Origin of the sequence: Nocardioides abyssi (assembly GCF_030412915.1) — a bacterium.
GTDB classification, from domain to species: domain Bacteria; phylum Actinomycetota; class Actinomycetes; order Propionibacteriales; family Nocardioidaceae; genus Nocardioides; species Nocardioides abyssi.
This window is the reverse complement of record NZ_JAUHJR010000002.1, coordinates 78,783-103,292: the sequence shown is the minus strand read 5'-3', so window position 1 is coordinate 103,292 and position 24,510 is coordinate 78,783. Positions and strand designations below refer to the sequence as shown.

The following is a 24,510-nucleotide window of genomic DNA, read 5'->3' as shown; positions in this document are numbered from 1 at the left end:
CGTGACCCACCCAGCCACCAGCGCCGGCACGGGCGCCGGGCCGAGCCCGGCGCTCGACCTGCTCAGCGGTGACGCCCGGACCTTCGTCGAGAAGGTCTGGGCGTCGCGCGTGCACCTGCACCGCACCGCCCCGGCGGACCTGGTCGGCCTGCTCTCGCTCGACGACGCCGACCACCTGCTGACCTCGACAGCGATCCGCACCCCGTCGGTGCGGCTGGCGCAGAGCGGTGCGGTGCTGCCGGAGTCGCGCTACACCCGCTCGGCGACCCTCGCCGGCAAGCAGCTGACCGGCCTGGTGGACGGCCGCAAGGCACTGGCGGCGTTCGCCGACGGCGCGACCGTCGTCCTCCAGGGCCTCCACCGCTACCACCCGCCGCTGACCCGGCTCGTGGCACAGCTCGAGCTCGAGCTCGGCCACCCGTGCCAGGCCAACGCCTACCTGACGCCGCCCGGCTCCCAGGGCTTCGCGGTCCACTCCGACAGCCACGACGTCTTCGTCTTCCAGACCGCCGGCACCAAGCAGTGGGAGGTCCACGGCCAGGACGGGCCGGAGGAGGTCCTCCTCGAGCCGGGGCTGTCGATGTACCTCCCGACCGGCACCCCCCACGCCGCCCGCGCGCAGGACACGGTCTCGCTCCACGTCACCATCGGCATCAACCAGCTCACCTGGCGCGGCCTGGTCGAGCGGGCGGTGCAGCCGCTGCTCGCCGAGGTCGCCGACGAGCACCTGCCGGCCGGCTACCTCGACGACCGCGACCCGCTCGCCGCCGGCCTCGCCGACCGGCTCGAGGCGCTGGCGGCCCGGGTCCGCGAGGTCGACACGGGCGCGGCGGTGGAGGCGGAGGTACGCCGCTTCCTCACCACCCGCCCGCCGCGCCTGCCCGGGGGCCTGCACGACGTGCTCCGCGTCGACGCGATCGACGACGAGACCCCGTTGCGCCGCCGCGCCGGCCACCCGTGCGTCCTGGTCGGTGGCGCCGACGGGCGGCTGGACGTCCTGCTCGGCGACCGCGTGCTCGACGTCCCCGCCCGGCTGGCCCCGGCCCTGGAGGAGGTCCGCACCCGAGGCGAGCTGCGCCCCGTCGACCTCGCCGACCACCTCGACCCGCAGTCGAGGCTGGTGCTGTGCCGTCGTCTCGTGCGGGAGGGGCTGCTCGAGGTCCTCGGGTGAGCGCCCCGACCCCCGCCCCCGCGGCGCCGTTCCGCTGCAGCGTCGCCAGCGCCGAGCGCGACGAGGCCCCGGCCGGCACCGCGTCGACCGTGCGGGCGTTCCTGCTCGTCGAGCACGCCGGACCGTGGGGGGTCGACGCCCTGCGCGACGCCCGCCTGCCCGACGGCCTCGGCCCGCGGATCGCCGCGGTCGCGGCCCGGGCGCGGGTGCGTCCGCTGCTGGTCCGCCGGCCCGGCCGCAGCCGGCGCGCCGACGCGACGGACACCGCCGGCGGCGTACGCGTCTTCGCCGCCGCCTGCCTCCCCGGGGGCACCCGCCTGGAGTCGGCGACGCTCGCCGACCCGCACGAGGTGCTCGACCTCGACCTGGCCGCGCTGCGCGCCGGCGGGTCCGCCGGGCTCGACCCGCACGACGGCACCGTCCTCGCCGTGTGCACCCACGGCCGCCACGACGCCTGCTGCGCCGAGCTCGGCCGGCCGGTGGCGAGCGCGCTCGCGGCCGCGCACCCCGAGGAGACCTGGGAGGTCTCGCACATCGGCGGCGACCGGTACGCCGGCAACCTGCTCGTCCTGCCCGACGGCCTGTACTACGGCCGGCTCGACCCCGACGCCGCCCTCGCGGTCGCCGCGGACCACGCCCGCGGCCACCTCGAGCTCGACCACCTGCGCGGCCGCACGGCGTACCCCATGGCGGTCCAGACCGCCGAGGTCGCGCTGCGGCGCCACCTCGGCGAGACCGCCCGCGACACCGTGCGCTGGACCGGCCGATCCGTCGAGGGCCCGGCGACGAACCTGGTCACGACAGCCGTCTTCGACGTCGCCGGCCGCACCTGGTCGGTCCGGGTGCGCACCGTGCAGGGGCCGCCGGCCCGCCTCACCTGCCGCGCGACGCGGGACAACCCCACGCCGCGGCACGAGGTCGAGGCGGTGACCCCGGAGGACGCCGGATGACCAGCTCGCGGACCGACCTGCCGGTGCAGGTGGTGGCCGGCCCGCGGCGCCACGGCGTCGTGGAGTACGCCGCCCAGCTCGCCTCCGTGCTCGGCGCGCCGTCGCTGGTCGGCGGCCCGGAGGTCCTGGACGGGCCGGCGCCGGACGCCCCGACCCACCTGCACTTCACCGAGCGGCTCCTCGGCGCGACCGCGGAGGAGTCGGTGCGGCGCGTCGTGGACTGGTGCCGCCGGACGCCGACGACGGTGACGCTGCACGACGTGCCGCAGCCGTGGGCGTCGGAGGACCGGGTGCGCGCCTACGCCGAGGTGGTGCGGGCGGCAGCGGGCTGGGCGGTGAGCAGCCACCACGAGGCGGCCCTGCTGCGCCGGGCCCTGTCCCGCGTCGACGTCGACCTGCCGCCCGGCGCGGTCGTGCACCTGCCCGTCGTGCCGGTCGTCCCGCGCCCCGAGCCCGCGCCGGCGGAGGAGGGGACCGCCACCCTCGCGGCCCTCGGCTTCGTCTACCCCGACAAGGGCCACCGCGAGCTGCTCCAGGCCGCGACCGAGCTCCGCGCGCGGGGCCGCGAGGTCGACGTCGTGTGCCTGGGCTCGGCCGTCGACGGCCACGCCGACCTGCTCGACGAGCTGCACCGCCGGGCCGAGGCGGGCGGGCTGCGCCTCACCGTCACCGGCTGGCTGCCCGACGACGAGCTGACCGCGGCGATGGCGCGGGTGACCGTGCCGGTCAGCGGGCACCGCCACCTCTCGGCGTCCGCCTCGGTCAACCGGTGGGTCGCCGTCGGCCGCCGTCCGCTGCTGCTCGACGGGCCCTACGCCCGCGAGGTCGACGCGCTGCGGCCGGGCGCGCACGTGCTGCACGACGACGCCGGCCTCGTCCCCGCGCTCGAGCGCGCCCTCGACGACCCGGCCTCCACCCGGCTGCCCGACGGCGAGGTGCCCGGGCCCGACCTGCCCGCCGCCGCCCGTCAGTACGCCGCGTGGTGGACCTCGGTCCACCGCACCGTCGCCGACCCGGTGCAGCCGGTGCTCGTCCCGTTCCCGTGAGCCCGGCGCAGCCGTCCGCCGGCAGCACGGTCCCGGGCAACCGCTGGGACCTCGCGCCCCGGCGGTCCGGCCCGCCCCCGACGGTGACGGTCGTGGTGACCCACTACGAGCAGCCGCGCGAGCTCGCCCGCACCCTGCACGCAATCGCCCGGCAGACCCACCCGGCCGACCGGCTCGAGGTCGTCGTGGCCGACGACGGGTCGGCGGTCGCGCCGGCCGTCCCCGCCGGCGTGCGGCTCGTCCGGCAGGCCGACCGCGGGTTCCGCGCCGCGGCCGCCCGCAACCTCGGCGCGGCGGCGGGCACCGGCGAGGTGCTGGCCTTCCTCGACGCCGACACCACCCCCGAGCCCGGCTACGTCGCGGCAGTAAGCCGGCTGCCCCACCTGCTGCCCGAGGCGCTCGTCGTGGGCCGCCGCCGCCACGCGGACCTGTCCGCGGTGCCCCTCGACGCGCCGGTCGAGGAGGCCGGGCCGGCCCACGAGCTGCCGTCGCCGGCGTGGCTGGCCGACGGCCACGCCCGCACCCGGGACCTCCTCGACGCCGACGACACCTCCTACCGCTACGTGCTGTCGGCGGTGGCCGCCTGCAGCCGGTGGCTGCACGAGACGATCGGCGGCTTCGACCCGACCTTCACCACCTACGGCGGCGAGGACTGGGAGTGGGCGGCCCGCGCCTGGCGGCACGGCGCGCTGCTGGCCCACGAGCCGGCGGCCGTCGCCTGGCACGACGGGCCCGACTTCGCCGGCCGGTCCACCGCCGCCGACCGCGAGCGGGCGCTGGCCGAGACCCTCGCGATCGCCCGGCGGGTGGCCGCGCCCGGGGCGGCCCCGCGCGGGCTGCTGCTCGGCCCGGCCGACCCGGTCGTCACCGTCGCGGACGACCTCGACCCCACCGGCCTGCTCGTCGCGCTGGACAGCCTGCTCGCCGCGCTGCCGGCCGCCCGGGTCCACGTCGACGGCGCGACCGCCGACCTGCTCGCCGGCGACCCGCGCGTGCGCGCCGACCCGGTCGAGCCGGTGGCGACCGACGCCGCGTGGCACCTCCACCTGCACGCCCCGGCCCGCGGGCCGGTCGACGCCTGGCGGGGGCTCGTCGACCGGCTCGCCGGGCCGGACGCCCCGGCCCGGCTGCTGCTCACCGGCCCCGCGGGCGACCCGCTGGTCACGGCGCGCGCGCTCCGCGGCGTACGACGCCAGGAGCGGTGGGGACGCACCGACCTGTTCCCCGACCTCACCGAGCCTGCCGCTGGAACGGGGCTGGCGCCGGTGCCGCCCACCACCTCGCTCGAGGCGCACCTCGGCGGGTGGGGCTGAAGACACTGCACCCGCCCCGGGCTCCCCGGCCCGACTGGCACAGTGACCCCGTGACCACCGCCGCCGGGCTGGCCCGGGCCGTCGCCGCCGGCCTCGTCGAGGTCGTCGCGGCCGGTGAGGAGCGCCCGGTCCTGGCGCTCGAGCTGGCCGAGCCCGGCACCCCGCTCGTGGCCGGCGACCTGGTGCTCGGGATCGGGGTCCGCGACGTCGCGGAGGCGGTCACCCTGGCCGGGTCCGGCCCGACCGCGGCCGGCCTGCTGCTGCGCCGCCCGCTCGCCCACGCGCCGGAGGTGGCCGCGGCCTGCGCCGCCCACGGCCTGGCGCTGCTCGCGCTCGCCGACGGCGCCGCCTGGTCCCCGGTCGCCGGGCTGCTGCGCACCGCGCTGGAGCAGGCGGCCGCGACCGGCCCCGGCGACGGGCGCACCGACGACGTCTACGGCGACCTCTTCGAGATGGCCGACACGATCAGCGAGGTCGTCGCCGCGCCGGTCACGATCGAGGACGCGACCTCCCGGGTCCTCGCCTACTCCCGCGGCCAGCACGACGTCGACGAGGCGCGCACCGCCACGATCGTCGGCCGCCAGGTGCCGCGCGCGGTGCGCGAGCACTTCCGGGCCCTCGGCGTGTTCCGGAGGCTGGCGCGCTCCGACGACCCGTTCTTCGTCCCGGCCGGCCAGGACGACGTCAAGCCGCGGTACGTCGTGCCCGTGCGCGCCGGCGGGGAGTGGCTGGGGTCGGTGTGGGCGGTCGTGGACGCCCCCGTCGGCGAGGTCCAGGAGCGCGAGCTGCGGGCGGCCGCGCGCCTCATCGCGCTGCACCTGCTGCGGCTGCGCGCGCAGAGCGAGCTGCACCGCCAGGTCCAGCTCGACCGGGTCCGGCAGCTGCTGCAGGGACCCGGCGCCGGGCCGGGCGTGGCGGGAGTGGTGTCGGGCGTCGGGGGAGCCCCCGACGGCATCGCCCCCGGGCCGTGGCGCGTGGTCGCGCTGTCGGGTCCGGCCGGCCTGCTCGACGCGAGCGCCCGCTGTGAGCTGTGGACCGCCACGGCGCTGCGGCACGGCTGGCGCCGCCCGGTGCTGGCCGACCTCGACGGCGTCGTCCACGCGGTCGTCGGCGAGGGGACCGGCCCCGGCACCTGGTCGTGGCTGTCGGACGTCGTCGCCCGCGAGCACCGGGCCGATCCCTCGGTCGGCGCCGCTGCCGGGGCCACGGTGACCGACCTCGCCGGGCTGGCCCGCTCGCGCGCCCAGGCCGCGGAGCTCGCCGCGCTGCCCACGCGGGACCGGCCGCTGGCCACCGCCGAGGGGTCGTGGGCGGCGCTGGTGCTGGCCCGTGCGGTCGGCGGCCTCGGACCTCCGGTGGAGTCCCCGCTGCTCGCGCTGGTCGAGCACGAGCGGGTCCACGGCGGCCACCTGGTCGACACCCTCGAGGCGGTCATCGACTACTGGGGCGAGCCGCAGCGGGCCGCCCGGTCGCTCGACGTGCACCCCAACACCGTGCGCTACCGGCTCGCCCGGATCGCCGAGACCTGCCCCGTCGACCTCGACGACCCCGCGCAGCGGCTCGCCGCCCGGCTCGTCATCGCCCAGGTGCGGGCGACCGCGACCTGAGCGACGGCGATCAGCGCAGCGGGTCGACCGCCCGCAGCGCGTCCGGCACGCGACCGGTCACCACCTGCTCGGCCAGCAGCTTGCCGGTGACCGGGCCGAGGGTGATGCCCCACATGCCGTGCCCACCGGCGACGTAGACGCCCGGCGCCCGCGTCGCACCGACCAGCGGCAGCCCGTCGGCGGTGCAGGGCCGGGCGCCGACCCACTCGTCCTCGCGCTGGTCGAGGTGCGCACCGCGCAGCAGGCGGCCGGACTCGTCGACGAGCGCCTGGATCCGGCGGGCGTCCATCGGCGCGTCGACCGCGCGGAACTCCATCATCCCCGCGATGCGCAGGCGGTCGCCGACGGGCGTGCACGCGACGCGCTGCTGCGGGAAGTAGACCGGCCCGCGCGGCAGGTCGTCGACCTTGACGGTGAACGAGTAGCCCCGGCCGGCCTGGACCAGCCGCCGCACGCCGAAGGGGCGCGCCAGCGCACCGAGCCGGGCGCCGGTGGCGATCACCACGGCGTCGTACCGCTCGCCGCCGACGCGCACCCCGCCCGCCCCGGGCGCCACGTCGGTGACCTCGGCCTCGGGACGGATGGTGCCGCCGCGGGCGACGACGGAGTCGGCGACGGAACGGACGTACGCCGCCGGGTCGATGAACCGCTCGCCGTGGATGCGGATGGCGGTGCCGATCTCCTCCGACAGGGCCGGCTCCTCGGCCCGGGCGCTCGCGCCGTCGACGACCTCGAACCGCACCTCCTGGCCGCAGGCCCGGATGTGCTCGAACTCCTCCAGCAGCGCCCGGCTGTCGGCCTCGGTGCGGAAGGCGGCGGTGAACGGCTCGGCCGCGGCGGTGCGTGCCGCGACACCGCCGGCCTCCATCTCGTCGAAGGCGGCGAGCGCGCCGTTGTTCAGCGGGATCAGCGCGCGCATCGCGGCCTGCCAGCGCGCGGGCGTGCAGTTGCGGGCGAAGCGAGCGAGGAAGCGCAGCAGCCGCAGGTCGGCCGTCGGCGGCACGTAGACGGGGGAGGAGGGGCTCAGCACCGCGCGCACGCCGTACCGCAGCACCGACGGCTCCGGCAGCGGCACCGCCATGCTCGGCGTCAGCCAGCCGGCGTTGCCCCAGCTCGAGCCGGCGGCGACGTCGTCGCGGTCCAGCACCGTCACCTCGACGCCCGCGGACTGCAGGTGCCAGGCCGTCGAGAGGCCGACCATGCCCGCGCCCAGCACGGCGACGCGCTCGGGACGGGGGCGGGCGGAGGAACCGGTCGTGGAGGTCATGCCGCCATCGTGGGCCGGGTCCGCGTGCTGGTCGTCGGCCCCGGAGGACAGGGAGGGCCGCCGGTGTTGTGCTCCCACCACAACGGGCCGCCCGAGGAGGGCCCGTGACCTGGTTCACACGAATCCGTTGACGCGTGTCAACAGCGGCCCCTAGTTTCACGACATGCGCGCACCCACCACCGCCGTGATCGGCGCCGGCATCAGCGGCCTGACCGCGACCAAGATGCTCCACGACTACGGCGTGCCCTGCACGACCTTCGAGAGCTCCGACCGCGTCGGCGGCAACTGGGCCTTCGGCAACCCCAACGGGCACAGCAGCGCTTACCGCTCGCTGCACATCGACACCTCGAAGTACCAGCTGTCCTTCAAGGACTTCCCGATGCCGGACCACTTCCCGGACTTCCCGCACCACACCGACATCAAGGACTACCTCGACGCCTACACCGACGCGTTCGGGCTGCGCGAGCACATCGAGTTCCAGAACGGCGTCGTGCACGCCGAGCGGCTCCCCGGCGGCGGGTGGGAGCTGGAGACCCAGCGGGGCGAGGCGCGCCGCTTCGACCTGCTCGTCGTCGCCAACGGCCACCACTGGGACCCGCGCACCGCCGACTTCCCCGGGGAGTTCACCGGCGAGTCGATCCACTCCCACCACTACGTCGACCCGTGGCAGCCGCTGCACCTGATGGACAAGCGGATCCTCGTCGTCGGCCTCGGCAACAGCGCCGCCGACATCACCGTCGAGCTCTCCCAGCGGGTGCTGCGCAACCAGGTCACCCTCTCCACCCGCAGCAGCGCCTGGATCGTGCCGAAGCTGATGTACGGCAAGGCCGCCGACATGAGCTACCGGACCTACCCGCAGCTGCCGCTGTCCTGGCAGCGCAAGGTCGCCCAGTGGGGGCAGCGGTTCACCGGCTCGGACCCGACCAACTACGGCCTCCCGGCGCCCAACCACAAGTTCTTCGAGGCGCACCCGACGCAGTCCACCGAGCTGCCGCTGCGGCTGAAGTCGGGCGACGTCACCGCGAAGGGCAACGTCGCCCGGCTCGACGGGAGCACCGTCCACTTCGATGACGGCACCGCGAGCGAGTTCGACGTGATCGTCTACGCGACCGGCTACAACCTGACGTTCCCGTTCTTCGACCCGTCCTTCATCTCGGCCCCCGAGAACCGGATCGACCTCTACAAGCGGATCTTCAAGCCCGGCCTCGACGACCTGCTCTTCGCCGGGTTCGCCCAAGCGACGCCGACGCTCTTCCCGTTCGTGGAGAGCCAGGCGCGACTCATCGCGGCGTACGCCGTCGGGCAGTACGTCCCGCCCCCGGTCGCCGAGATGCACGAGGTGATCCGCGCGGACGACGAGCTCTACATGGGCCACATGCTCGACCGCCCCCGGCACACCCACCAGCTCGACTACTTCGTCTACGAGCACCAGATGCGCACCAAGGAGCTGCCCGCCGGCCAGGAGCGGGTACGCCGCGTGGGGGCCCCGCCGCTCGCCGGCCGCGCGGCCGCGGCCGCCCCGGTCGCGGAGCCGGTGCTCCCGTGAGCCCGGCCGCCACCCGGGGCGACCAGCGCCGCGCCGCGCTGCTCGAGGCGCTCGACCACCACCTGCGCGACGCGGGGCCCGACGCCCGGCTCGACGACATCAACGTCGCCGACCTGTCGCGGCGGGCCGGGGTCACCCGGTCGGCGTTCTACTTCTACTTCGACAACAAGGCCGACGCCGTCGCCGCGCTGATGGACGAGATGGAGGACGACGCCTGGGACGCCGCCGGCCTCTCCGGCGACGACGGGGCGATGCGCGACCGGATCGGCAGCGCGGTCCGCAGCGTCGTCGAGGGCTGGCAGCGGCGCACCCACGTCCACCGCGCGATGCTCGAGGCCCGGGCCACCAGCGCGTCCGTGCGCGAGCGCTGGGAGCAGCGGATCGCGTCGTTCGTCGACGTCGTCACCGCGCTCGTGGAGTCCGAGCGCGCCACCGGCAACGCGCCGCCCGGACCGCCGGCCCGGGCGCTGGCCACCGCGCTGCTCGACCTCAACGACCGCACCCTCGAGCGCCTCGTCCGCGCGGAGCGCCCCGACGAGCAGACCGAGGCCCACATCGAGGCGGTCGTCCACCTGTGGACCACCGCGATCTACGGAGGGACCACCGCCCCATGACCACCCAGCAGACCACCGACCAGGCCACGGACCGGACGGCCGCCGTCACCCGCGCCGACGTCGCCTTCCCCTCCGGGGGCGTCGAGCTCTCCGGCTGGCACTTCCGCGCCGCGACCGAGGAGCTGGCGGGCCCGGCCGGCCGACCCGTGGTCGTGATGGCCCACGGCCTGGCCGGCACCAAGGACTCCGGCCTCGAGCCCTTCGCCCGCGGCCTGGCCGCCGCCGGGCTCGACGTGCTCGCCTTCGACTACCGCGGCTTCGGCACCTCGGGCGGGTCGCCCCGCCAGACGGTCTCCATGGCCGGCCAGCTCGAGGACTACCGCGCCGCCCTGGCCGCCGCGAAGCGCCTCGACGGCGTCGACCCCGACCGGCTGGTGCTGTGGGGGGTCTCGCTCGCGGGCGGCCACGTGCTGGCGGCCGGGGCGTCCCGCGACGACGTCGCCGCCGTCGTCGCCCTCACCCCGCTGGTCGACGGGCTGGCCGCGGGCCGGCTGGCGGCGAAGCACCACAAGCCCTCGTCGATGCTGCGCTCGACCGTCGAGGGGGTCCGCAGCCGGGTCGGCGCGCCGCGCACGATGCCGGTCGTCGCGCGCCCCGGCGAGCTCGGGGCGCTGACGCTCGAGGGCTGCTACGAGGACTACCTCGCCATCGCCGGCCCGAGCTGGCGCAACGAGATCGACGCGGCCGTCGGCCTCGAGCTCGGCGGCCACCGGCCGGTCAAGCACGCGGCCGACCTGCGCTGCCCGCTGCTCGTGCAGATCGCCGACCACGACCGGAGCGCGCCGCCGCACGCCGCGCTCAAGGCGGCCGGCGCCGGCCGCGGCGAGGTGCGGCACTACCCGTGCGACCACTTCGACGTCTACGCCGGCAAGGACTGGTTCGACGCCGTGCTCGCCCACCAGGTGCACTTCCTGCGCCGCCACCTCGCTCCCTGACCCGGCGGCCCGGCCGGCGACCCGACCGGGCGCCCGCCGGGGCGCGGGAAACCGGTTTCGCTTCCGCGGTCGCGGGGTGCGACCATCCCACCTCGTGATCGACGCATGACCACCCCGACCCGGGCCGAACGCCTGCGCTCCGCCCTGCGCGGGCTGCGGATGGACACCAGCCCGTTGCGGGACTCCCGCGACTTCCGGCTGCTGTTCTGGGCCGGGACGGTCTTCTACCTCGGCGGGATGGTCACCTACGTCGCGGTGCCCTACCAGGTCTACACGCTGACCGGGTCGAACTTCGCGGTCGGCGCGATCGGCCTGGTCGAGCTGGCCCCGCTGGTGGTCTTCGGCCTCTACGGCGGAGCGCTCGCCGACCACGTCGACCGCCGCAAGCTGCTCATCGGCACCGGCATCGCCCAGGCGTTCTTCACCGCCGTCCTCGCCGCCAACGCCTTCCGCGACGAGCCCGACGTGTGGGTCGTCTTCGTGGTGGCGGCGTTCCTGGTCTCCTCCTCCGCGATCCAGCGGCCCTCCCGCGAGGCGCTGCTGCCGCGGACGGTCCGCCACGACCAGATCATGGCCGCCAACGCGCTGGGCAGCTTCGGCATCCAGTTCGGCGTGCTCCTCGGTCCCGCGATCGGCGGCCTGCTCATCGCCTACGTCGGGCTGGGCTGGTGCTTCGTCCTCGACGTCGCCGGCCTCGCGGTCGCGACGCTGCTCTACGTCGCGATGCGGCCCTACCCGCACCGTGCCGACACCACCCCGCCGAGCCTGGCCGGGATCGCCCAGGGCATCCGCTACGCCGCCGGCCGTCGCGACCTGCTCGGCACCTACCTCGTCGACATCGCCGCGATGCTGCTCGCGCTGCCGGTGGTGCTCTTCCCGGCGCTGGTCGAGGAGGTCTTCGAGAACCCCGAGCTGCTCGGCATGCTCTACATCGCCCAGACCCTCGGCGCGATGGTCGCCACCGCCACGAGCGGGTGGACCAGCCGCGTCCACCACCACGGCCGGGCCATCGTCATCGCCGCGGCGGCGTACGGCGCGTGCGTGGCCGTCGCCGGCGTGATGCCGTCGTTCTGGCTGGTGCTGGTCTTCCTCGGGCTGTCCGGGACCGCCGACATGATCTCCGGCATCTTCCGCGCGACGGTCTGGAGCCAGACGATCCCCGAGGCCATGCGCGGCCGACTGGCCGGCATCGAGATGCTGTCCTACTCCCTCGGCCCGCTCGGCGGCCAGGTCCGGGCCGGCGTCACCGCCGACCTGTGGTCGGTGCGCGGCGCGATCACCAGCGGCGGCGTCGCCTGCGTCGCGGGCGTCGCCCTGACCGCCACCGCCCTGCGCGACTTCTGGTCCTACGACGACCGCACCGACGAGCACGCCGTCGCCGAGCGCGCCGTCCGCACCGCCGCCGGCGAGGCCTGAGCAGCCGCTCACACGACGGTCATCAGCGCGCCGGGCTCGACGCTGGCGGCGGCGTCCTCGAGCACCTCGCACAGGTCGGCGTAGTCCTCCAGCGCGACGGTGCCGCTGAGGGTCAGCCCGCAGCGGCCGACCAGCCAGGACCACTGCTCGGTGAGCAGGTCGGCGACGACGCCGCGGTGCGCGAAGCGCTGGTAGAGCACGTCACGGCCCTCCAGGTCGAGCAGCTCGGTGTCCTCCAGCGCGAACCGGTCGAGGAGCCGACGCAGGTCGACGACCGCGGCGGCCCGCCACGCGTCGAGGTCGTCGGCCCAGTCGGCGGGCACCTCGGTCCGGCGCAGCACGAGCTCCGGCGGGACGCCGGACCACGACGGCGTGCCGCGCGCGGCGACGAGCACGTCGGGCGCAGGGTCGGGGTGGTGGTGCCAGCCGGGCGGGAGGGTCAGCAGCGGGGTCGTCGTCATGGCGGCCACGCTGCCCGCCGCCGCCCTCCCGGCGGGCGCCCCGAGGGCCGGGCTGTGCAGGGCCGCGCGCGGGGGTCCACCTGTGGACGACAGGTGGGCGCGAGGGTGGGGGGAAGTGGACCGGCCTACCGGTCGAACGCCGCCCGCACGTCGGCCTCGGTGAGCCCGTAGTCCTCGATGGAGTAGCGGTGCGACGGCTTGGCGGCGCCCTGCTTGGACTCCCGGTCGATCTCCTCCATGGCCGCCTGCGCGTCGGGCGTCCAGTCCAGCCCGAACTGCTCGTAGACCGAGCGCGCGGTGCCGAGCGGGTCGGCGAGCAGGTCGGAGAACGCGACGTCGGCGAACTGCGCCCGGTCGTAGCGCGGGCGCGCGTCGTGGAAGGCGTGGAAGGCGCGTGACCAGAGGTCGAGCTGGGTGCGGCCGATCGTCTCGCCGACGTACGTCGTGGAGTGCCCGGCCGTGGTCTCGGCCGACAGCGAGGACGACGAGGCGATGCACACGACCGGGTCGCGGTGGGTGTAGACGACCAGCGCGTCCGGGTAGACCGCCATCAGCGCGTCGAGCGCGGTCATGTGCGAGGGGTTCTTGAGCACCCACCGCTTGTCGGGGTCGTTGAGCCCGACGAGCTGGAGGTTCTGCCGGTGCCGGGCGTAGGCGTCGGTCCAGTCCTGCGCGGCGAGCCAGGCGGAGTAGCGCGGGACGTGGGCGAGCGACTCGTAGGAGTTGGACTTGCCGGTCTGGCGCAGCAGCCGCCAGCACTCCTCGACGGTCGTGGCGTCCATGTAGTGGATCCCCATGAACTCCGGGCTCTCCACGTGGTGGGCGGAGAACGCCTGCTGCATGGCGCCGAAGATGGGGTCGTCGTCCCAGGTCTCGCGCGGGGGGCGCGGCTGGGGGTACTGCGTCAGCCACATCTCCAGCCCCTGCGCCGCCGGGTCGGCGTGCAGCAGCCGGTGCAGCGCGGTGGTGCCGGTGCGCGGCAGGCCCATGACGAAGACCGGTCGCTCGATCGGCACGTCGGCGTGCTCGGGGCGGGCGGTGAACTGCGCCTGGGTCAGCAGCCGGCCGACCAGCGCGCTCTTGACCTCCGAGCGCTGGAAGTAGTTGCCGCGCGGGGTCAGCCCGGCCTCGGCCGAGGCGAGGTCGTCGACGAGGACCCGCAGGCCCTCCTCGTGCTCGGTGCCGCCGAGGTCCTCCAGGCCGGTCGTGCGGCGCGCGGCGGCGACGATGTCGTCGTACGACCCGACGTCGGCGCGCTCGCGGGTCATCACGTTGAGACCCTCGGTGCCCGTGCCCGTGCCCGTGTCGGCGCTCATCGGTGGAACTCCCCGCAGTCGACGTTGAGCACCTGGCCGGTCACCGCCGAGCACAGGTCGGTGGCCAGCACGAGCGCGGCGCGGGCGACCTCCGCCGGGCTCGCGAGCCGCTTGAGGTCGGTCGGCGCGGCCTTCTCGGCGTACACCTCGTCGTGGGTGCGGCCGGACTCCGAGGCGATCCAGTCGAAGTAGCCCTTGTTGACGTCCTCGTAGATGTAGGACGGCGCGACGCTGTTGAGCCGGATGCCGCGCGGGCCGAGCTCGGTGGCCAGCGAGGACGACAGGTGCTCGAGCGCGCCCTTGGAGAGCTTGTAGCCGGCGAACTCCTCCTGGGACTGGTAGAGCACGCAGGAGTTGACCATCAGCACCGACCCGCGCGTCGCGGCCAGCGCGTCGGCGAAGAGCGCGGTCAGCCGCAGCGGCGCGAAGACGTTGGTCTCGTTGGCGGCGCGCAGCCCGTCGAGGTCGAGGGTGGTCAGCGGGTCCATCGGCGGGATGCCGAAGGCGTTGTTGATCAGGCAGTCGACCCGGCCGAACTCCTCCAGCGACCGCTCGACGAGCGCGACGCGGGAGGCCTCGTCAGTGATGTCGGTGGGTACGACGAGTGCTCGCCGCCCCAGGCCGCGCACGGTCTCGGCCATCTTCTCCAGGCGCCGCTCGGTGCGGCTGACGAGCACCAGGTCGGCGCCCATCCGGGCGGCCTCCTCCCCGAAGGCGCGGCCCAGGCCGGGGCCGACGCCGGAGAGCACCAGCACCTTGCCCTCCAGCAGCGGCAACGGACGGTAGCGGGCCTCGACCTCGGCGTCGGTCTCGAGGTGGGCGGCGGCGGTCTGCGGGGTCGGCATGGTCAGCTCAGCATCCTTCGGGCGACGGAGCGCTGCCGGGCGGCGATCCGCGCGGCGTACTCCTCGGGGGTGACGGGGGAGTGGTGGGGCAGGTGGTCGCGGACGGCGTCGAACGGGACCACCTCGACGGTCGGGCCGTCCTCGGGGCCGAGGTCGCGCTCGAGCCTCTGCCAGCGCAGCATCATCGAGCCGGTGCGGTGGCCGGTGGTCTCCAGCCAGTTGGCGATGCCCGGGTCGCGCTCGGAGACGACGAACCGCATCATCCCGTCGGGGTCGGTGACCGCCTGGGCCTTGGTGAGCGAGGTCTGGTGGGTCTCGTAGTCGGTCGAGACGTACCAGTCCGAGCCGATCTGCACCGCCTGGTAGGCGCAGTCGGTGCACTCGGGCACGGTGATCACCATCGCCTCGTCCTCGGCCAGCTCGTAGTGGCCGATCGCGGAGCGCTGCGAGGCGAGCCCGCCGGGGGTGGACTGCGGCGGGGTGAGGGTGTTGACCGGCTGCTGGTACTGGAAGAAGTGCGGGAAGGCGAACCAGGTCTGGATCGAGCTGGTCAGCGAGCGCGCGGCCACCTCGTACTTCTTCGCGAGCGTCGCCTCCGAGAGCGGCTTGGCGGGCGTGCCCATCGTGTCGGGCCGCTCGATCCACAGCACCCCGCGCTCCTCGGTGTCCCAGTCGTTGAAGACCTCGCGGACGATGAGCGTCTTGGCACCGGGCTCGGCGGTGTAGGTGAACTCGAAGGTGCCGTCGTCGGCGATGTCGAGCTCGCGGTCGTCGAAGGCGAGCATCGAGGTCGCGGCGGACGTCGCGGTGTACGCCCCGCCCATCACCTGGAACGACAGGTCGGCGCTCGTCCCGCGGCGGCCGCGGACGACGTACTCCACGCCCTCGCGCAGGTAGGCGTTGAAGTAGAGCGCGTCGGGGTTGTCCAGGCCCTGCCGGGAGAACTGGTGGGTCGGGTTGACGAACAGCGGCCGCTCGAGGTCGTAGTCGAACGCGGTCTGCATCGCCATCCGGATCCGGCCCGCGAGGTAGTCGTAGCCCTCGAGCAGGTCCTGCTCGGTGCGGATGAACGGCGCGGCCGCGATCAGCTCCTCTGCCTCCGCGATCGCGTCCTGCAGCGGCTTGGTCAGGCCCAGCACGCGGCCGGCGCCCTGCTGCTGAACGACGTCCTGCCCGGCGTCCTGCCCGGCGCTCACGGGTTCACCTTCGCGATGACGTCCTCGGCGTACCGCTCGAGCGCGGCGACCTTCTTCTCCAGCGGCTCGGTGTCCGGGCCGACGATGTAGGGGATCCGGAAGCCGACGATGCAGTCGGTGACGCCCTTGTCCTCCAGCCGCTTGATGCCGTCGGGGGTGTAGGCGTCGTAGGAGATGACGTGGACCTCGAAGTCGTCGCGGGTGTCGCCCTCCTCGGCGCGGATCTCGGCCAGCCGGGTGAGCATCCGGTCGAGCTCCTCGCCGTCGCCGCCGGCGTGCATCCACCCGTCGCCCTTGCGCACCGCGCGGCGCAGCGCCGCGTCGGCGTGCCCGCCCACGAGCAGCGGCAGCCTCGTGGTCGGCGCCGGGGTCTGCTTGAGCGAGGCGACCTCGTAGAACTCCCCGGAGTAGGAGAAGTAGCCCTGCCGGCCGTCCTCGTCCGCCGGCGACGTGAGCCCGCGGACGATGTCCATGCACTCGTCCATCCGCTTGCCGCGCCGCGCCCAGGGCACGCCCATCGCGACGAAGTCCTCGGGCCACGGCGAGATGCCGACGCCGAGGCCGAGCCGGTTGCCGGACAGGTACGCCAGCGACGAGGCCTGCTTGGCGACCAGCACCGGCGGGCGCACCGGCAGCTTCAGCACGAACGGCGTCAGCCGCAGCGTGGTGGTGGCCGCGAAGAGGTGCGCGCAGAGCACCATCGTCTCGATGAACTCCTTGCCGTCGAGGAACTCGCGGTCGCCGGTGTCGGTGTAGGGGTACGTCGAGTCCGACTCCTCGGGGTAGATGAGGCTGTCGGCGACGGTCATGCTCGTGTAGCCGGCCGCCTCGGCCGCCCGGGCCAGCGGGGCGTAGTAGTCCACCCGGGTCATGGCCTCGGCGTAGGTGAATCGCATGGCCGCACACTAGAACGTGTTCCAGTTCTGTGCCAGGGTTCGTGCCGTGGACCTGGCTGAGCTCAGCGACCGCACGGAGATCGCTGCCGTGCTGACCCGCTACACCCGCGCGATCGACACCGGCGACTTCGACCGGCTCGACACCGTCTTCACCCCCGACGCGGCCATCGACTACACCGAGTCCGGCGGGATCGCCGACGCCTACGGTGCGGTCAAGCCGTGGCTGGCCGAGGTGCTGCCGGCGTTCTTCCCGAAGCGGATGCACACGCTCGGCCAGGTCGACGTCGAGCTCGTCGGCGACGAGGCCGTCGTGGCGGCGTACTTCCACAACCCGATGCCGATGGTGGCCGAGGACGGCACCGAGAAGGTCGTGGAGTTCGGCGGGATCTACCACCACCGGATGGTCCGCACGGCCGACGGCTGGCGCAGCCGCGAGCTGCGCGAGGAGATCGTCTGGAAGCGGACCTGACCCTGGCAGCTAGGGTCCGCCCCATGGCTCTGCCCGACGAGAAGCCGCCGGGGCTCGACTCCCCGCTGGTCCCCAAGGTCCTCAAGCGCGTCGCCCAGGTGCAGGTGGCGGCGTTCCGCGCCACCAACGGCCGGATCGGCTCGAAGTGGCGCATCGGCGCCGGCTGGAAGAAGCCGGTCCCCACGCTGCTGCTCGACCACGTGGGCCGCAAGAGCGGCAACCGGTTCACCACGCCGCTGCTCTACCTCGAGGACGGTCGCGACCTGGTCGTCGTCGCCTCGCAGGGCGGCCTCCCGAAGCACCCCCAGTGGTACCGCAACCTGCTCGCCTCCCCCGAGACCCAGGTCGCGGTCAAGGGCGAGCGCTCGCGCGCCGTGCGCGCCCGCGTCGCCGGTCCGGAGGAGCGGGCGGCGCTGTGGCCGCGGCTGGTCGAGCTGTACGCCGACTTCGACCGCTACCAGCGCTGGACCGACCGGGAGATCCCCGTCGTGGTGCTCGAGCCCCGCTGACCCCCCGTGCGGCTGGTCGAGGAGGCTGCGCAGCAACCGCTCGGCCGGTTGAGGAGGCCGCGCAGCAACCGCCCGGCTGGTTGAGGAGGTTGCGCAGCAACCGCCCGGCTGGTTGAGGAGGTTGCGCAGCAACCGCCCGGCTGGTTGAGGAGGTTGCGCAGCAACCGTCTCGAAACCCGCCGCAGCCCGAGCCCGCGTCGTCCTCGCGCCCGTCCCGGTTGGCTGAACCGCGCCCGACCCCGACAATGGGCACGTGCCCCCCGAGCAGCTGGACTCCGAGCGCCCCGAGCGTGCCGACCGCCCCGTGCTGACCGGCCTCGTCGCGCTGGTGGGCGTCGGGCTCGTGGTCGGCCTGGTGCTCGGCGGCGTGGCGCTCGGCGCGGTGAGCGTGCTGGGCCTCGGCGGCGACGACAGCGCCTCGGGGACCTCGTCGAGCCGGCCGTCGTTCTACCTGCCCAAGCCCGAGCCGACCGACGAGCCCAGCGGCCCGCTGATCACCCTGGCCCCCGACGGCTCGTCGAGCAGCGGCTCGTCCGAGCCGACGGACGAGGAGACGTCCGAGGCGCCGGAGGACGAGATCTCGCTGTCGTCCGGGCAGACCAGCGTCTCGCCGATGCAGCAGATCGACCTGACCGGCGTCTACACCGGCGGGGAGGGCGCGATCCTGCAGGTGCAGCGGTTCGCCGACGGGCAGTGGGTGGACTTCCCGGTGACGGCCTCGGTCAGCAACGAGACCTTCTCGACCTACATCCAGACCGGCCAGCTGGGCGAGAACCGCTTCCGCATGGTCGACACCAGCACCGGCCTGGAGTCCAACGAGGTCACCGTCACGATCGGCTGACCGCCGGCGAGCACGTCGGCGAGCAGGCTGCTGCCCGGGCCTGTGTCCGGGTCGCCTGCACGGCCCGCGCCGCGCGGGCCGGGGCGGTGCGGCGCGCGCGGCGGCGCGAGGACGTGAGCTGCTGCCCACCGAGGACCCCGCCGAGCACGAGCGCGACGCCGATCGCCTGCGGCAGCCCGAAGACCTCGCCCGCGACGACCGCGCCCAGGGCGGTGCCGACGACGGGGTTGAGCAGGCCGATGAGCGCGACCGCGCCGGCCGGCATGCGGGTCAGGCCGCGGAACCAGCAGACGTAGGCGACGACCGTCCCGGCACCGCCGAGCCAGAGGTAGCCGGCCGCGGCGGGGGCGTCGATCGCGGGCGGGGCGCCCTCGACGAGCAGCGCCACGGGCACGAGCAGCAGCCCGCCCGCGACGAGCTGCCAGGAGACCAGCGTCAGCATGTCGACCGGTGCGCGCCAGCGCTTGACCAGCACGAAGCCGGTGGCCGCGACGACCACCGACGCCGCGCCCGCGACCAGGCCGAGCACGTCGACGCCGCCCGGCGAGCCGAGCACCAGCAGGGCCACGCCGGCCAGGCCGACGACGGCCGCCACGACGCCCCGCCCGGAGGCGCGCTCGCCCAGCGCGGCGTACGCCAGCGCCATCACGGCCAGCGGGAGCGTCGCCTGGAGGGTGGCGGCCAGGCCGCCCGGCAGGCGGTAGGCGGCGAGGAAGAGCAGGGGGAAGAAGAGCCCGATGTTGCACAGGCCCAGCACGCCGGCACGCCACCACCAGTCGCCGCGGGGGAGCCGGCGCGTCCAGGCGAGGAGCAGCAGGCCGGCCGGGAGGGCGCGGACGACGGCACTGAAGAGCGGGCGGTCGGGCGGCAGCAGCTCCTCGGTCGTGAGGTACGTCGTGCCCCAGGCGACCGGTGCGACGGCCGTGAGGGCGAGGGTGCGCCAGGAGATACTTTCCACGGAAGACAATATATCTTCCGCGTGAGATATCGTCCAGTCCGTGAGCGAACCGGACTTCGTCGGCCACGTCATCGAGCAGTGGAGCGCCGAGCGACCCGACCTCGACGTCAGCCCCGTCGGCGTGATCGCCCGGCTGCACCGGTTGGCCGCGCGACTGACCGAGGAGCTGGTGGCGGAGTACGCCGAGCACGGCCTCGGCGAGGGCGAGTTCGACGTCCTCGCGACGCTGCGGCGCGCGGGTGCGCCGTACGAGCTGACGCCCGGTGCGCTCGCCACCTCGACGATGGTCAGCTCCGGCGCGATCACCAAGCGGGTCGACCGCTGCGTGCAGCAGGGGTGGGCGACGCGGCGCGTCGACGAGCGCGACGGACGCGGGCGGGTCGTCGCGCTGACCGAGGCGGGGCGGGCCCTGGTCGACCGCGCGTTCACCGCCCACATCGCCAACGAGCACCGCCTGCTGGGCGGGCTGACCGCGCGGCAGCGCGACGAGCTCGCCGCCCTGCTGGAGCAGTGGGGCCGAGCGCTGGACGGCGCCGACTAAGGTCAGGGGCATGAGCGAGAGCGCGCAGATCCCCGGCACCGGTCCCCGCATCATCGTCGGCAACGACGGCTCGCAGCCCGCGCTCCACGCGCTGGAGTGGGCGCTCGACCACGCCCGCGCCGTCGGCGGGTCGGTGACCCTGCTGCGCGCCTGGACGATGTCGACCGCGCCGCGGCCCTCGACCCAGACGTTCGGCTACGTCCCGCCGCGCGCGGACTTCGAGCAGGCCGTGCTCGAGGACCTCCGTGCCGACGTCGCCGGTGCCGTCGCCTCGCACGGCCAGGGCGTCGACCTGCGCTACGAGGCCTACTGCGGCCCCGCCGGCAACGCGCTCATCGAGGCCTCCCACGACGCCGACCTCGTCGTGGTCTCCTCCCGCGGCCGCGGCGGCTTCCGCGGGCTGGCGCTCGGCTCGACGTCCGACCAGCTCGTGCGGCACGCCGCCTGCCCGGTCGTCGTCGTGCGCGGCGCGCGGACCAACGAGACCGAGCGCACCCGCACCCTCGACGCCGCGGTGCCCACCGCGGACGAGCAGCCCTCGGAGTGAGGGCCGCCCCTCTGCGGCGGGCCGGTCACGCGGTCGTGCTCAGGAGGGGATGTAGTCGAACGTGTCGGGGTCCGGGCCGGTGCGACCCGCCGCGCCCTTGTCGAGCGCGCTGATCTGCGCGACCTCGTCGACGCTGAGCGAGAAGTCGAAGATGTCGAAGTTCTCGCGGATCCGCTGCTCGGTCACCGACTTGGGGAAGACGATGTCGCCGCGCTCGACGTGCCAGCGCAGGGTGACCTGCGCCGGGGTCTTGCCGTGGGCCTCGGCGATCCGGCCGATCACCGCGTCGTCGAGCACCGCGCCCTGGGCGATCGGCGACCACGCCTCGACCTCGACGCCGTGGCGGATCGAGGCCGCGCGGGCGTCCTCGTTGCCGAAGTAGGGGTGGACCTCGATCTGGTTGACCGCCGGCACGACGCCGGTCTCCTCGACGATGCGGTCGAGGTGGGCGGGCTGGAAGTTCGAGACGCCGACCGCGCGGGCCCGGCCCTGCTCGACGAGCTCCGCGAGGGTGCGCCAGGTCGAGACGTAGTCGCCGTCGTACTGCGTCGGCAGCGGCCAGTGGATGAGGAACAGGTCGATCACGTCGACCCCGAGCTTGCCCAGCGTCTCGTCGAAGGCGCGGCGCGCGTCGTCGGGACGGTGGAAGCCGTTGTTGAGCTTGCTGGTGATCCACAGCTCGTCGCGCGCGATGCCGGAGGACGTGATCGCCTCACCGACGCCGGCCTCGTTCTGGTACATCTGCGCGGTGTCGATGTGCCGGTAGCCCACCTCGAGGGCCGTCGTCACCGCTGCCGCCGTGTCCTCCGGCGGGACCTGGTAGGTGCCGAAGCCCAGCTGCGGGATGGTCGTCTGGTTGTTCAGGGTGATCGTCGGAACAGTCATGGGTGCTCCAAGGACACCGGGCGCCGAATCCTTCCCGACAGGCGCAGGACGCGACAATGGTCACGTGAACGTCTCGGAACCGGTCCCCTACACCGCCTACGACACCCGCCTCGCGTCGTACGCCGTCATCACCGACGACCAGGACCGGATCCTGCTGGCGCTGTGGAACGAGGCCGCCGACGGTCCCCGCTGGACGCTCCCCGGCGGCGGCGTCGAGCTCGACGAGACCGTCGAGGCCGGCGCGGTGCGGGAGGTGCGGGAGGAGACCGGGTACGACGTCCGCCTCGACCGGCTCCTCACCGTCGACACCTACGTCATCCCCGCCTCGCGGCGCCACCTCGACACCGACCGCCCGATGAAGGCCGTCCGCGTCCTCTTCGCCGCCACCGTCGTCGGTGGCGAGCTGACCGCCGAGGTCGACGGCACCACCGACGAGGCCCGCTGGATCCCGCTCGCCGAGGCCGCCCGCCTGCCCCACGTCTCGCTCGTCGACGTCGCGCTGCGCCTGCTCGCGCGCTGAGCTCCCGCTCCTGCCGGCTCCTGGAGCCGTCCGGCTCGCGCGTCGGGTGTCCGGGCGTCGACGGCCCGCGGGCGGCTCGCCGCGGCTAGCGTGGCCGGATGAGGCCCGGGAGAGCGCTGGTGTCGGCCGGGGTGCTGGCCGCGGTGCTGCTGGCGGGGTGCACCGACGGGGCGTCCGAGCCGGTGCCGGCGGCCGAGCCCGGGGGCCAGCCGACCACGAGCGCCGGCCCCGAGGACGAGCAGCCCGAGCCCGAGCCCGAGCGCGAGCCCGAGCCGGAGCTGGTCGTGGTGGGCCACGCGAGCGAGCCGCCCCTGCGGCTGTCGAGCAGTACGTCGGCGCGGCTGGTGGGCGGCGAGGTGACCCGCTGGCGGGGTCGGCGGGTCGTGGCGACCGGCCCGGTCGAGCGGCGGCTGCGGGCGGTCGAGCGCGACCCGGGCACGGTGGCGGTCGTCCCGGTGGGTGCCGTGCGGCCGACCGTCGTCGTGGCCCGGGTGGACGGCCGCGACCCGGTGCGCGACGACCCGCGGGCGGTGGACCTGACCGTGGTGGGCGACGTGATGCTCGTGCGCGGTGTGCCCGACCCGTGGCGCGCGCTGGCCCCGACGGCCGCGCGGCTGCGCGGCGCCGACGTCACGGTCGGCAACCTGGAGAGCACGCTCAGCCTCGACGGGGCGCCCACGCAGGGCGGTGACTCCTTCGGGGCCACGCCGGTGCTGCTGGGTCCGCTGCGGCGGGCCGGGTTCGACGCTCTCTCGCTGGCCAACAACCATGCCGGCGACTTCGGGGAGCGGGCGCTGCTCGACACGGTCCGCACGCTGCGGGCGAGCCCGATCGGGGTGTTCGGCGCCGGGCCGGACCGCGCGGCGGCCGGCCGGGCGGCGTACGTCGAGCGGAGCGGGGTGCGCTTCGCGTTCGTCGGGTTCAACGCGATCGGCGAGACGCCGCGGGCGACGCCGTCGAGCCCGGGCGCGCTGAGCGTGCGGATGCCGCCGCGGACGGGGCCGCGGCTGGTCGAGGCCGACCTGCGCCACGTCGAGCGGACGATCGCCCGCGCCGGCGAGCGGGCCGACGTGGTCGTGGCGCTGCCGCACTGGGGCACGCAGTACACCCACCGCCCCGAACCGGTCCAGCGCACCGTCGCCCGCCGCCTGGTCGCGGCCGGCGCCGACCTCGTGGTCGGCGGCCACCCGCACTGGGTGCAGGGCGTGGACGTCGTCGACGGCGTCCCGGTGGCGCACTCGCTGGGCAACTTCGTCTTCGACATGGAATTCATGGAGCAGACGCTCGAGGGCGTGGTGCTCGAGGCGACGTTCTGGGGCTCGGAGCTCAAGGCCGTGCGGCTGGTGCCCTACGCGATGGACCCGACCACCTTCGCGCCGCGCTTCGTCCGCGGCGAGCGCGTGGCGGGGATCCTCGCCGATGTCTGGTCGACGAGCACGGGGCCGTACGCCGTCAGCGGAGCCAGCTGACCACGGTGCGCGCCGTCCGGCGCAGCTGGTCGCGGGAGACGACGGCAGGCACGTCGTTGGCGGAGTGGTACGCCGCGTAGGGGGTGCTCCCCAGCCGCGCCCCGGGCAGGCCGGCCCGCACGAACGACCAGTGGTCGCTCGACCGCTGCTCGGTGTCCACCACCGTCGGCACGCCGGCCCGCTCGGCCGCCGCGAGCAGCTGCCGCTGGACCGGGTCCCCCTCGCCGGCGCTCCCCACCGGCAGCACCGACCCGACGCCGACCCGGTCGAGGGAGACCATGCCGTTCAGGCTGCCCCGCTCGGCGGTCGACAGCCCGGCGACGTACGCCCGTGACCCGTAGTGGTGCTCGTCGTCGCTCGGGCCCCGCGGCTCCTCGGACCCGAAGGCCACGAGCACGACCGGCATCCGCGTCCGCCGCTCGGCCAGCGCCTCGGCCACCGCGAGCAGCACGCCGACGCCCGAGGCGTTGTCCTCCGCGCCCGGTGCCTGCGGGACGGTGTCGAGATGGGCGCCGACCAGCAGCCAGGGCCGCCCCGACCGCACGTCGCCGCGGGTCGCCACCACGTTGGTCGACCGGCCCGCCCGCACCGGCACGCCCCACGAGACGCCCGCCGGCGTGCGGAACGCCTGCCGCTCGACCGTCCAGCCCAGCTCCTCGAACCGGCCCTGCACCCACCCCGCCGCCCGCCGGTACGCCGCCGACGTCCCCGGCCGCGGACCGACCCGCCCCGCGAGGTGCTCGACCGCGGCGACCGCCGTCGCCACGCGCACGTCGTCGGGGGAGACCCGCCGCGCCGGCTCGGTCGTCGCCGTCGCCGTCGGTGACGCGGTCGGTGTCGGTGCCGAGGTGGGTGTGGACGCGGGCGAGGGCGGCGCGGACGAGGTCGGCAGCGCGGGCGAGCCGGAAGAGTCGCCCCTGGGGGCGTCGCTGCAGGCGCCCAGCAGGCACAGGGCGAGCCCGACCGAGACGATCGCGGACCGGCGCATGCGTCGATCGTGCCCTACCGGCGCCGGGCCGGAGCCGAGTCGGGCCGAGCCGAGCCGCGAGAGAAAGCAGCCGGCCAGGAACAACCAGCGCCCACCCTCCGTTGAGCCCAGTGAGCAAAGTTGAGTTGGACGGACTCAAGTCGTCTGCCAGACTCTGACCAGAGACTTCCGGTGCCTCGAGCGCCGGTCCCCAGCACCACCCGA

At 75.1% G+C, this 24,510-nt stretch carries 25 protein-coding genes; 16 read left to right on the top strand and 9 right to left on the bottom strand.

Annotated elements, in window-relative coordinates; translation table 11 throughout:
* The first annotated feature begins 1 nt into the window (after window position 1).
* Genes QWY29_RS05590 through QWY29_RS05570 form a run of 5 tightly spaced genes read left to right on the top strand, consistent with a single transcriptional unit; the run spans window position 2 to window position 6,087 of the window.
* The gene (locus QWY29_RS05590; protein WP_300959708.1) at window positions 2-1,171 is read left to right on the top strand and encodes a cupin domain-containing protein; all 1,170 of its coding nucleotides are present in this window, start codon (window positions 2-4) and stop codon (window positions 1,169-1,171) included.
* Window positions 1,168-2,121, top strand: a complete 954-nt coding sequence (locus tag QWY29_RS05585) for a ferredoxin family protein (protein ID WP_300959707.1) — start codon at window positions 1,168-1,170, stop codon at window positions 2,119-2,121. The genes QWY29_RS05590 and QWY29_RS05585 overlap by 4 nt, the downstream gene beginning before the upstream one ends.
* Complete coding sequence (locus QWY29_RS05580; RefSeq protein WP_300959706.1) at window positions 2,118-3,167, top strand: glycosyltransferase family protein; 1,050 nt, start codon at window positions 2,118-2,120, stop codon at window positions 3,165-3,167. Before QWY29_RS05585 ends, QWY29_RS05580 begins: the two co-directional genes overlap by 4 nt.
* Window positions 3,164-4,480, top strand: a complete 1,317-nt coding sequence (locus QWY29_RS05575; protein ID WP_300959705.1) for a glycosyltransferase — start codon at window positions 3,164-3,166, stop codon at window positions 4,478-4,480. Before QWY29_RS05580 ends, QWY29_RS05575 begins: the two co-directional genes overlap by 4 nt.
* A gap of 50 nt (window positions 4,481-4,530) precedes the next feature.
* Window positions 4,531-6,087 (top strand): PucR family transcriptional regulator, encoded by a 1,557-nt coding sequence (locus QWY29_RS05570; RefSeq protein ID WP_300959704.1) that lies wholly within the window; start codon window positions 4,531-4,533, stop codon window positions 6,085-6,087.
* A gap of 10 nt (window positions 6,088-6,097) precedes the next feature.
* Here the strand turns inward: QWY29_RS05570 and QWY29_RS05565 are convergent, their stop codons facing one another.
* Window positions 6,098-7,432, bottom strand: coding sequence for an NAD(P)/FAD-dependent oxidoreductase (locus tag QWY29_RS05565; protein WP_336621827.1), 1,335 nt, complete (start codon window positions 7,430-7,432; stop codon window positions 6,098-6,100).
* Window positions 7,433-7,517: 85 nt separating this feature from the next.
* Here QWY29_RS05565 and QWY29_RS05560 point away from each other — a divergent pair, with 85 nt between their 5' ends.
* The 4 genes from QWY29_RS05560 (at window position 7,518) to QWY29_RS05545 (ending at window position 11,865) form a co-directional block, all read left to right on the top strand.
* Entirely contained in the window at window positions 7,518-8,900 is a 1,383-nt protein-coding gene (locus QWY29_RS05560) for a flavin-containing monooxygenase (RefSeq protein WP_300959702.1), read from the top strand.
* A complete protein-coding gene (locus tag QWY29_RS05555; protein WP_300959701.1) occupies window positions 8,897-9,514 on the top strand; it encodes a TetR/AcrR family transcriptional regulator in 618 nt (205 codons plus the stop codon). Before QWY29_RS05560 ends, QWY29_RS05555 begins: the two co-directional genes overlap by 4 nt.
* Window positions 9,511-10,449 carry an alpha/beta hydrolase gene (locus QWY29_RS05550; protein WP_300959700.1) on the top strand — a complete coding sequence of 313 codons (939 nt, stop codon included), beginning with the start codon at window positions 9,511-9,513 and terminating at the stop codon, window positions 10,447-10,449. The genes QWY29_RS05555 and QWY29_RS05550 overlap by 4 nt, the downstream gene beginning before the upstream one ends.
* A 105-nt stretch (window positions 10,450-10,554) precedes the next feature.
* The gene (locus tag QWY29_RS05545; RefSeq protein WP_300959699.1) at window positions 10,555-11,865 is read left to right on the top strand and encodes an MFS transporter; all 1,311 of its coding nucleotides are present in this window, start codon (window positions 10,555-10,557) and stop codon (window positions 11,863-11,865) included.
* Between the two features lie 8 nt (window positions 11,866-11,873).
* On the opposite strand, the gene QWY29_RS05540 is transcribed toward QWY29_RS05545, so the two are convergent.
* The 5 genes from QWY29_RS05540 to QWY29_RS05520 form a co-directional block, all read right to left on the bottom strand.
* Window positions 11,874-12,326, bottom strand: a complete 453-nt coding sequence (locus QWY29_RS05540; protein WP_300959698.1) for a hypothetical protein — start codon at window positions 12,324-12,326, stop codon at window positions 11,874-11,876.
* A gap of 125 nt (window positions 12,327-12,451) precedes the next feature.
* Window positions 12,452-13,642, bottom strand: coding sequence for a sulfotransferase family protein (locus tag QWY29_RS05535; protein ID WP_300959697.1), 1,191 nt, complete (start codon window positions 13,640-13,642; stop codon window positions 12,452-12,454).
* Window positions 13,639-14,487 (bottom strand): SDR family oxidoreductase, encoded by an 849-nt coding sequence (locus tag QWY29_RS05530; RefSeq protein WP_300959696.1) that lies wholly within the window; start codon window positions 14,485-14,487, stop codon window positions 13,639-13,641. Before QWY29_RS05530 ends, QWY29_RS05535 begins: the two co-directional genes overlap by 4 nt.
* 2 nt (window positions 14,488-14,489) lie before the next feature.
* Window positions 14,490-15,683 (bottom strand): hypothetical protein, encoded by a 1,194-nt coding sequence (locus QWY29_RS05525; RefSeq protein WP_300959695.1) that lies wholly within the window; start codon window positions 15,681-15,683, stop codon window positions 14,490-14,492.
* On the bottom strand, window positions 15,680-16,579 hold the full coding sequence (locus QWY29_RS05520; RefSeq protein ID WP_300959694.1) for a TIGR03619 family F420-dependent LLM class oxidoreductase: 900 nt from the start codon (window positions 16,577-16,579) through the stop codon (window positions 15,680-15,682). The genes QWY29_RS05525 and QWY29_RS05520 overlap by 4 nt, the downstream gene beginning before the upstream one ends.
* A gap of 46 nt (window positions 16,580-16,625) precedes the next feature.
* Here QWY29_RS05520 and QWY29_RS05515 point away from each other — a divergent pair, with 46 nt between their 5' ends.
* From QWY29_RS05515 to QWY29_RS05505, 3 genes are all read left to right on the top strand, one after another.
* Window positions 16,626-17,048: a nuclear transport factor 2 family protein gene (locus QWY29_RS05515; protein ID WP_300959693.1), complete on the top strand. Its 423-nt coding sequence runs from the start codon at window positions 16,626-16,628 to the stop codon at window positions 17,046-17,048.
* A gap of 23 nt (window positions 17,049-17,071) precedes the next feature.
* On the top strand, window positions 17,072-17,557 hold the full coding sequence (locus QWY29_RS05510) for a nitroreductase family deazaflavin-dependent oxidoreductase (RefSeq protein ID WP_300959692.1): 486 nt from the start codon (window positions 17,072-17,074) through the stop codon (window positions 17,555-17,557).
* A 253-nt stretch (window positions 17,558-17,810) separates the two neighbouring features.
* On the top strand, window positions 17,811-18,398 hold the full coding sequence (locus tag QWY29_RS05505; RefSeq protein ID WP_300959691.1) for a hypothetical protein: 588 nt from the start codon (window positions 17,811-17,813) through the stop codon (window positions 18,396-18,398).
* On the opposite strand, the gene QWY29_RS05500 is transcribed toward QWY29_RS05505, so the two are convergent.
* Entirely contained in the window at window positions 18,385-19,356 is a 972-nt protein-coding gene (locus tag QWY29_RS05500) for an EamA family transporter (protein WP_300959690.1), read from the bottom strand. The two genes, QWY29_RS05505 and QWY29_RS05500, sit on opposite strands and share 14 nt — an antisense overlap.
* Before the next feature lie 40 nt (window positions 19,357-19,396).
* Between QWY29_RS05500 and QWY29_RS05495 the strand changes: the two genes are divergently transcribed.
* Window positions 19,397-19,897: a MarR family winged helix-turn-helix transcriptional regulator gene (locus QWY29_RS05495; protein WP_300959689.1), complete on the top strand. Its 501-nt coding sequence runs from the start codon at window positions 19,397-19,399 to the stop codon at window positions 19,895-19,897.
* Window positions 19,898-19,907: 10 nt separating this feature from the next.
* The gene (locus QWY29_RS05490) at window positions 19,908-20,444 is read left to right on the top strand and encodes a universal stress protein (RefSeq protein WP_300959688.1); all 537 of its coding nucleotides are present in this window, start codon (window positions 19,908-19,910) and stop codon (window positions 20,442-20,444) included.
* Between the two features lie 39 nt (window positions 20,445-20,483).
* On the opposite strand, the gene QWY29_RS05485 is transcribed toward QWY29_RS05490, so the two are convergent.
* The gene (locus QWY29_RS05485; RefSeq protein ID WP_300959687.1) at window positions 20,484-21,329 is read right to left on the bottom strand and encodes an aldo/keto reductase; all 846 of its coding nucleotides are present in this window, start codon (window positions 21,327-21,329) and stop codon (window positions 20,484-20,486) included.
* A gap of 64 nt (window positions 21,330-21,393) precedes the next feature.
* Between QWY29_RS05485 and QWY29_RS05480 the strand changes: the two genes are divergently transcribed.
* Both QWY29_RS05480 and QWY29_RS05475 read left to right on the top strand, forming a co-directional pair.
* The gene (locus QWY29_RS05480) at window positions 21,394-21,849 is read left to right on the top strand and encodes an NUDIX hydrolase (RefSeq protein WP_300959686.1); all 456 of its coding nucleotides are present in this window, start codon (window positions 21,394-21,396) and stop codon (window positions 21,847-21,849) included.
* A gap of 98 nt (window positions 21,850-21,947) precedes the next feature.
* Complete coding sequence (locus QWY29_RS05475; RefSeq protein WP_300959685.1) at window positions 21,948-23,318, top strand: CapA family protein; 1,371 nt, start codon at window positions 21,948-21,950, stop codon at window positions 23,316-23,318.
* Here the strand turns inward: QWY29_RS05475 and QWY29_RS05470 are convergent.
* A complete protein-coding gene (locus QWY29_RS05470; protein WP_300959684.1) occupies window positions 23,302-24,306 on the bottom strand; it encodes a M28 family metallopeptidase in 1,005 nt (334 codons plus the stop codon). The two genes, QWY29_RS05475 and QWY29_RS05470, sit on opposite strands and share 17 nt — an antisense overlap.
* Window positions 24,307-24,510: the final 204 nt, after the last annotated feature.

Excerpts from the sequence above, each read along its gene's own strand:
- QWY29_RS05580 (WP_300959706.1), top strand. The coding sequence starts at position 2,118 with ATGACCAGCTCGCGGACCGACCTGCCGGTGCAGGTGGTGGCCGGCCCG.
- QWY29_RS05560 (WP_300959702.1), top strand. The coding sequence starts at position 7,518 with ATGCGCGCACCCACCACCGCCGTGATCGGCGCCGGCATCAGCGGCCTG.
- QWY29_RS05550 (WP_300959700.1), top strand. The coding sequence starts at position 9,511 with ATGACCACCCAGCAGACCACCGACCAGGCCACGGACCGGACGGCCGCC.
- QWY29_RS05545 (WP_300959699.1), top strand. The coding sequence starts at position 10,555 with ATGACCACCCCGACCCGGGCCGAACGCCTGCGCTCCGCCCTGCGCGGG.
- QWY29_RS05540 (WP_300959698.1), bottom strand. The coding sequence starts at position 12,326 with ATGACGACGACCCCGCTGCTGACCCTCCCGCCCGGCTGGCACCACCAC.
- QWY29_RS05535 (WP_300959697.1), bottom strand. The coding sequence starts at position 13,642 with ATGAGCGCCGACACGGGCACGGGCACGGGCACCGAGGGTCTCAACGTG.
- QWY29_RS05530 (WP_300959696.1), bottom strand. The coding sequence starts at position 14,487 with ATGCCGACCCCGCAGACCGCCGCCGCCCACCTCGAGACCGACGCCGAG.
- QWY29_RS05520 (WP_300959694.1), bottom strand. The coding sequence starts at position 16,579 with ATGCGATTCACCTACGCCGAGGCCATGACCCGGGTGGACTACTACGCC.
- QWY29_RS05510 (WP_300959692.1), top strand. The coding sequence starts at position 17,072 with ATGGCTCTGCCCGACGAGAAGCCGCCGGGGCTCGACTCCCCGCTGGTC.
- QWY29_RS05490 (WP_300959688.1), top strand. The coding sequence starts at position 19,908 with ATGAGCGAGAGCGCGCAGATCCCCGGCACCGGTCCCCGCATCATCGTC.
- QWY29_RS05485 (WP_300959687.1), bottom strand. The coding sequence starts at position 21,329 with ATGACTGTTCCGACGATCACCCTGAACAACCAGACGACCATCCCGCAG.
- QWY29_RS05475 (WP_300959685.1), top strand. The coding sequence starts at position 21,948 with ATGAGGCCCGGGAGAGCGCTGGTGTCGGCCGGGGTGCTGGCCGCGGTG.
- QWY29_RS05470 (WP_300959684.1), bottom strand. The coding sequence starts at position 24,306 with ATGCGCCGGTCCGCGATCGTCTCGGTCGGGCTCGCCCTGTGCCTGCTG.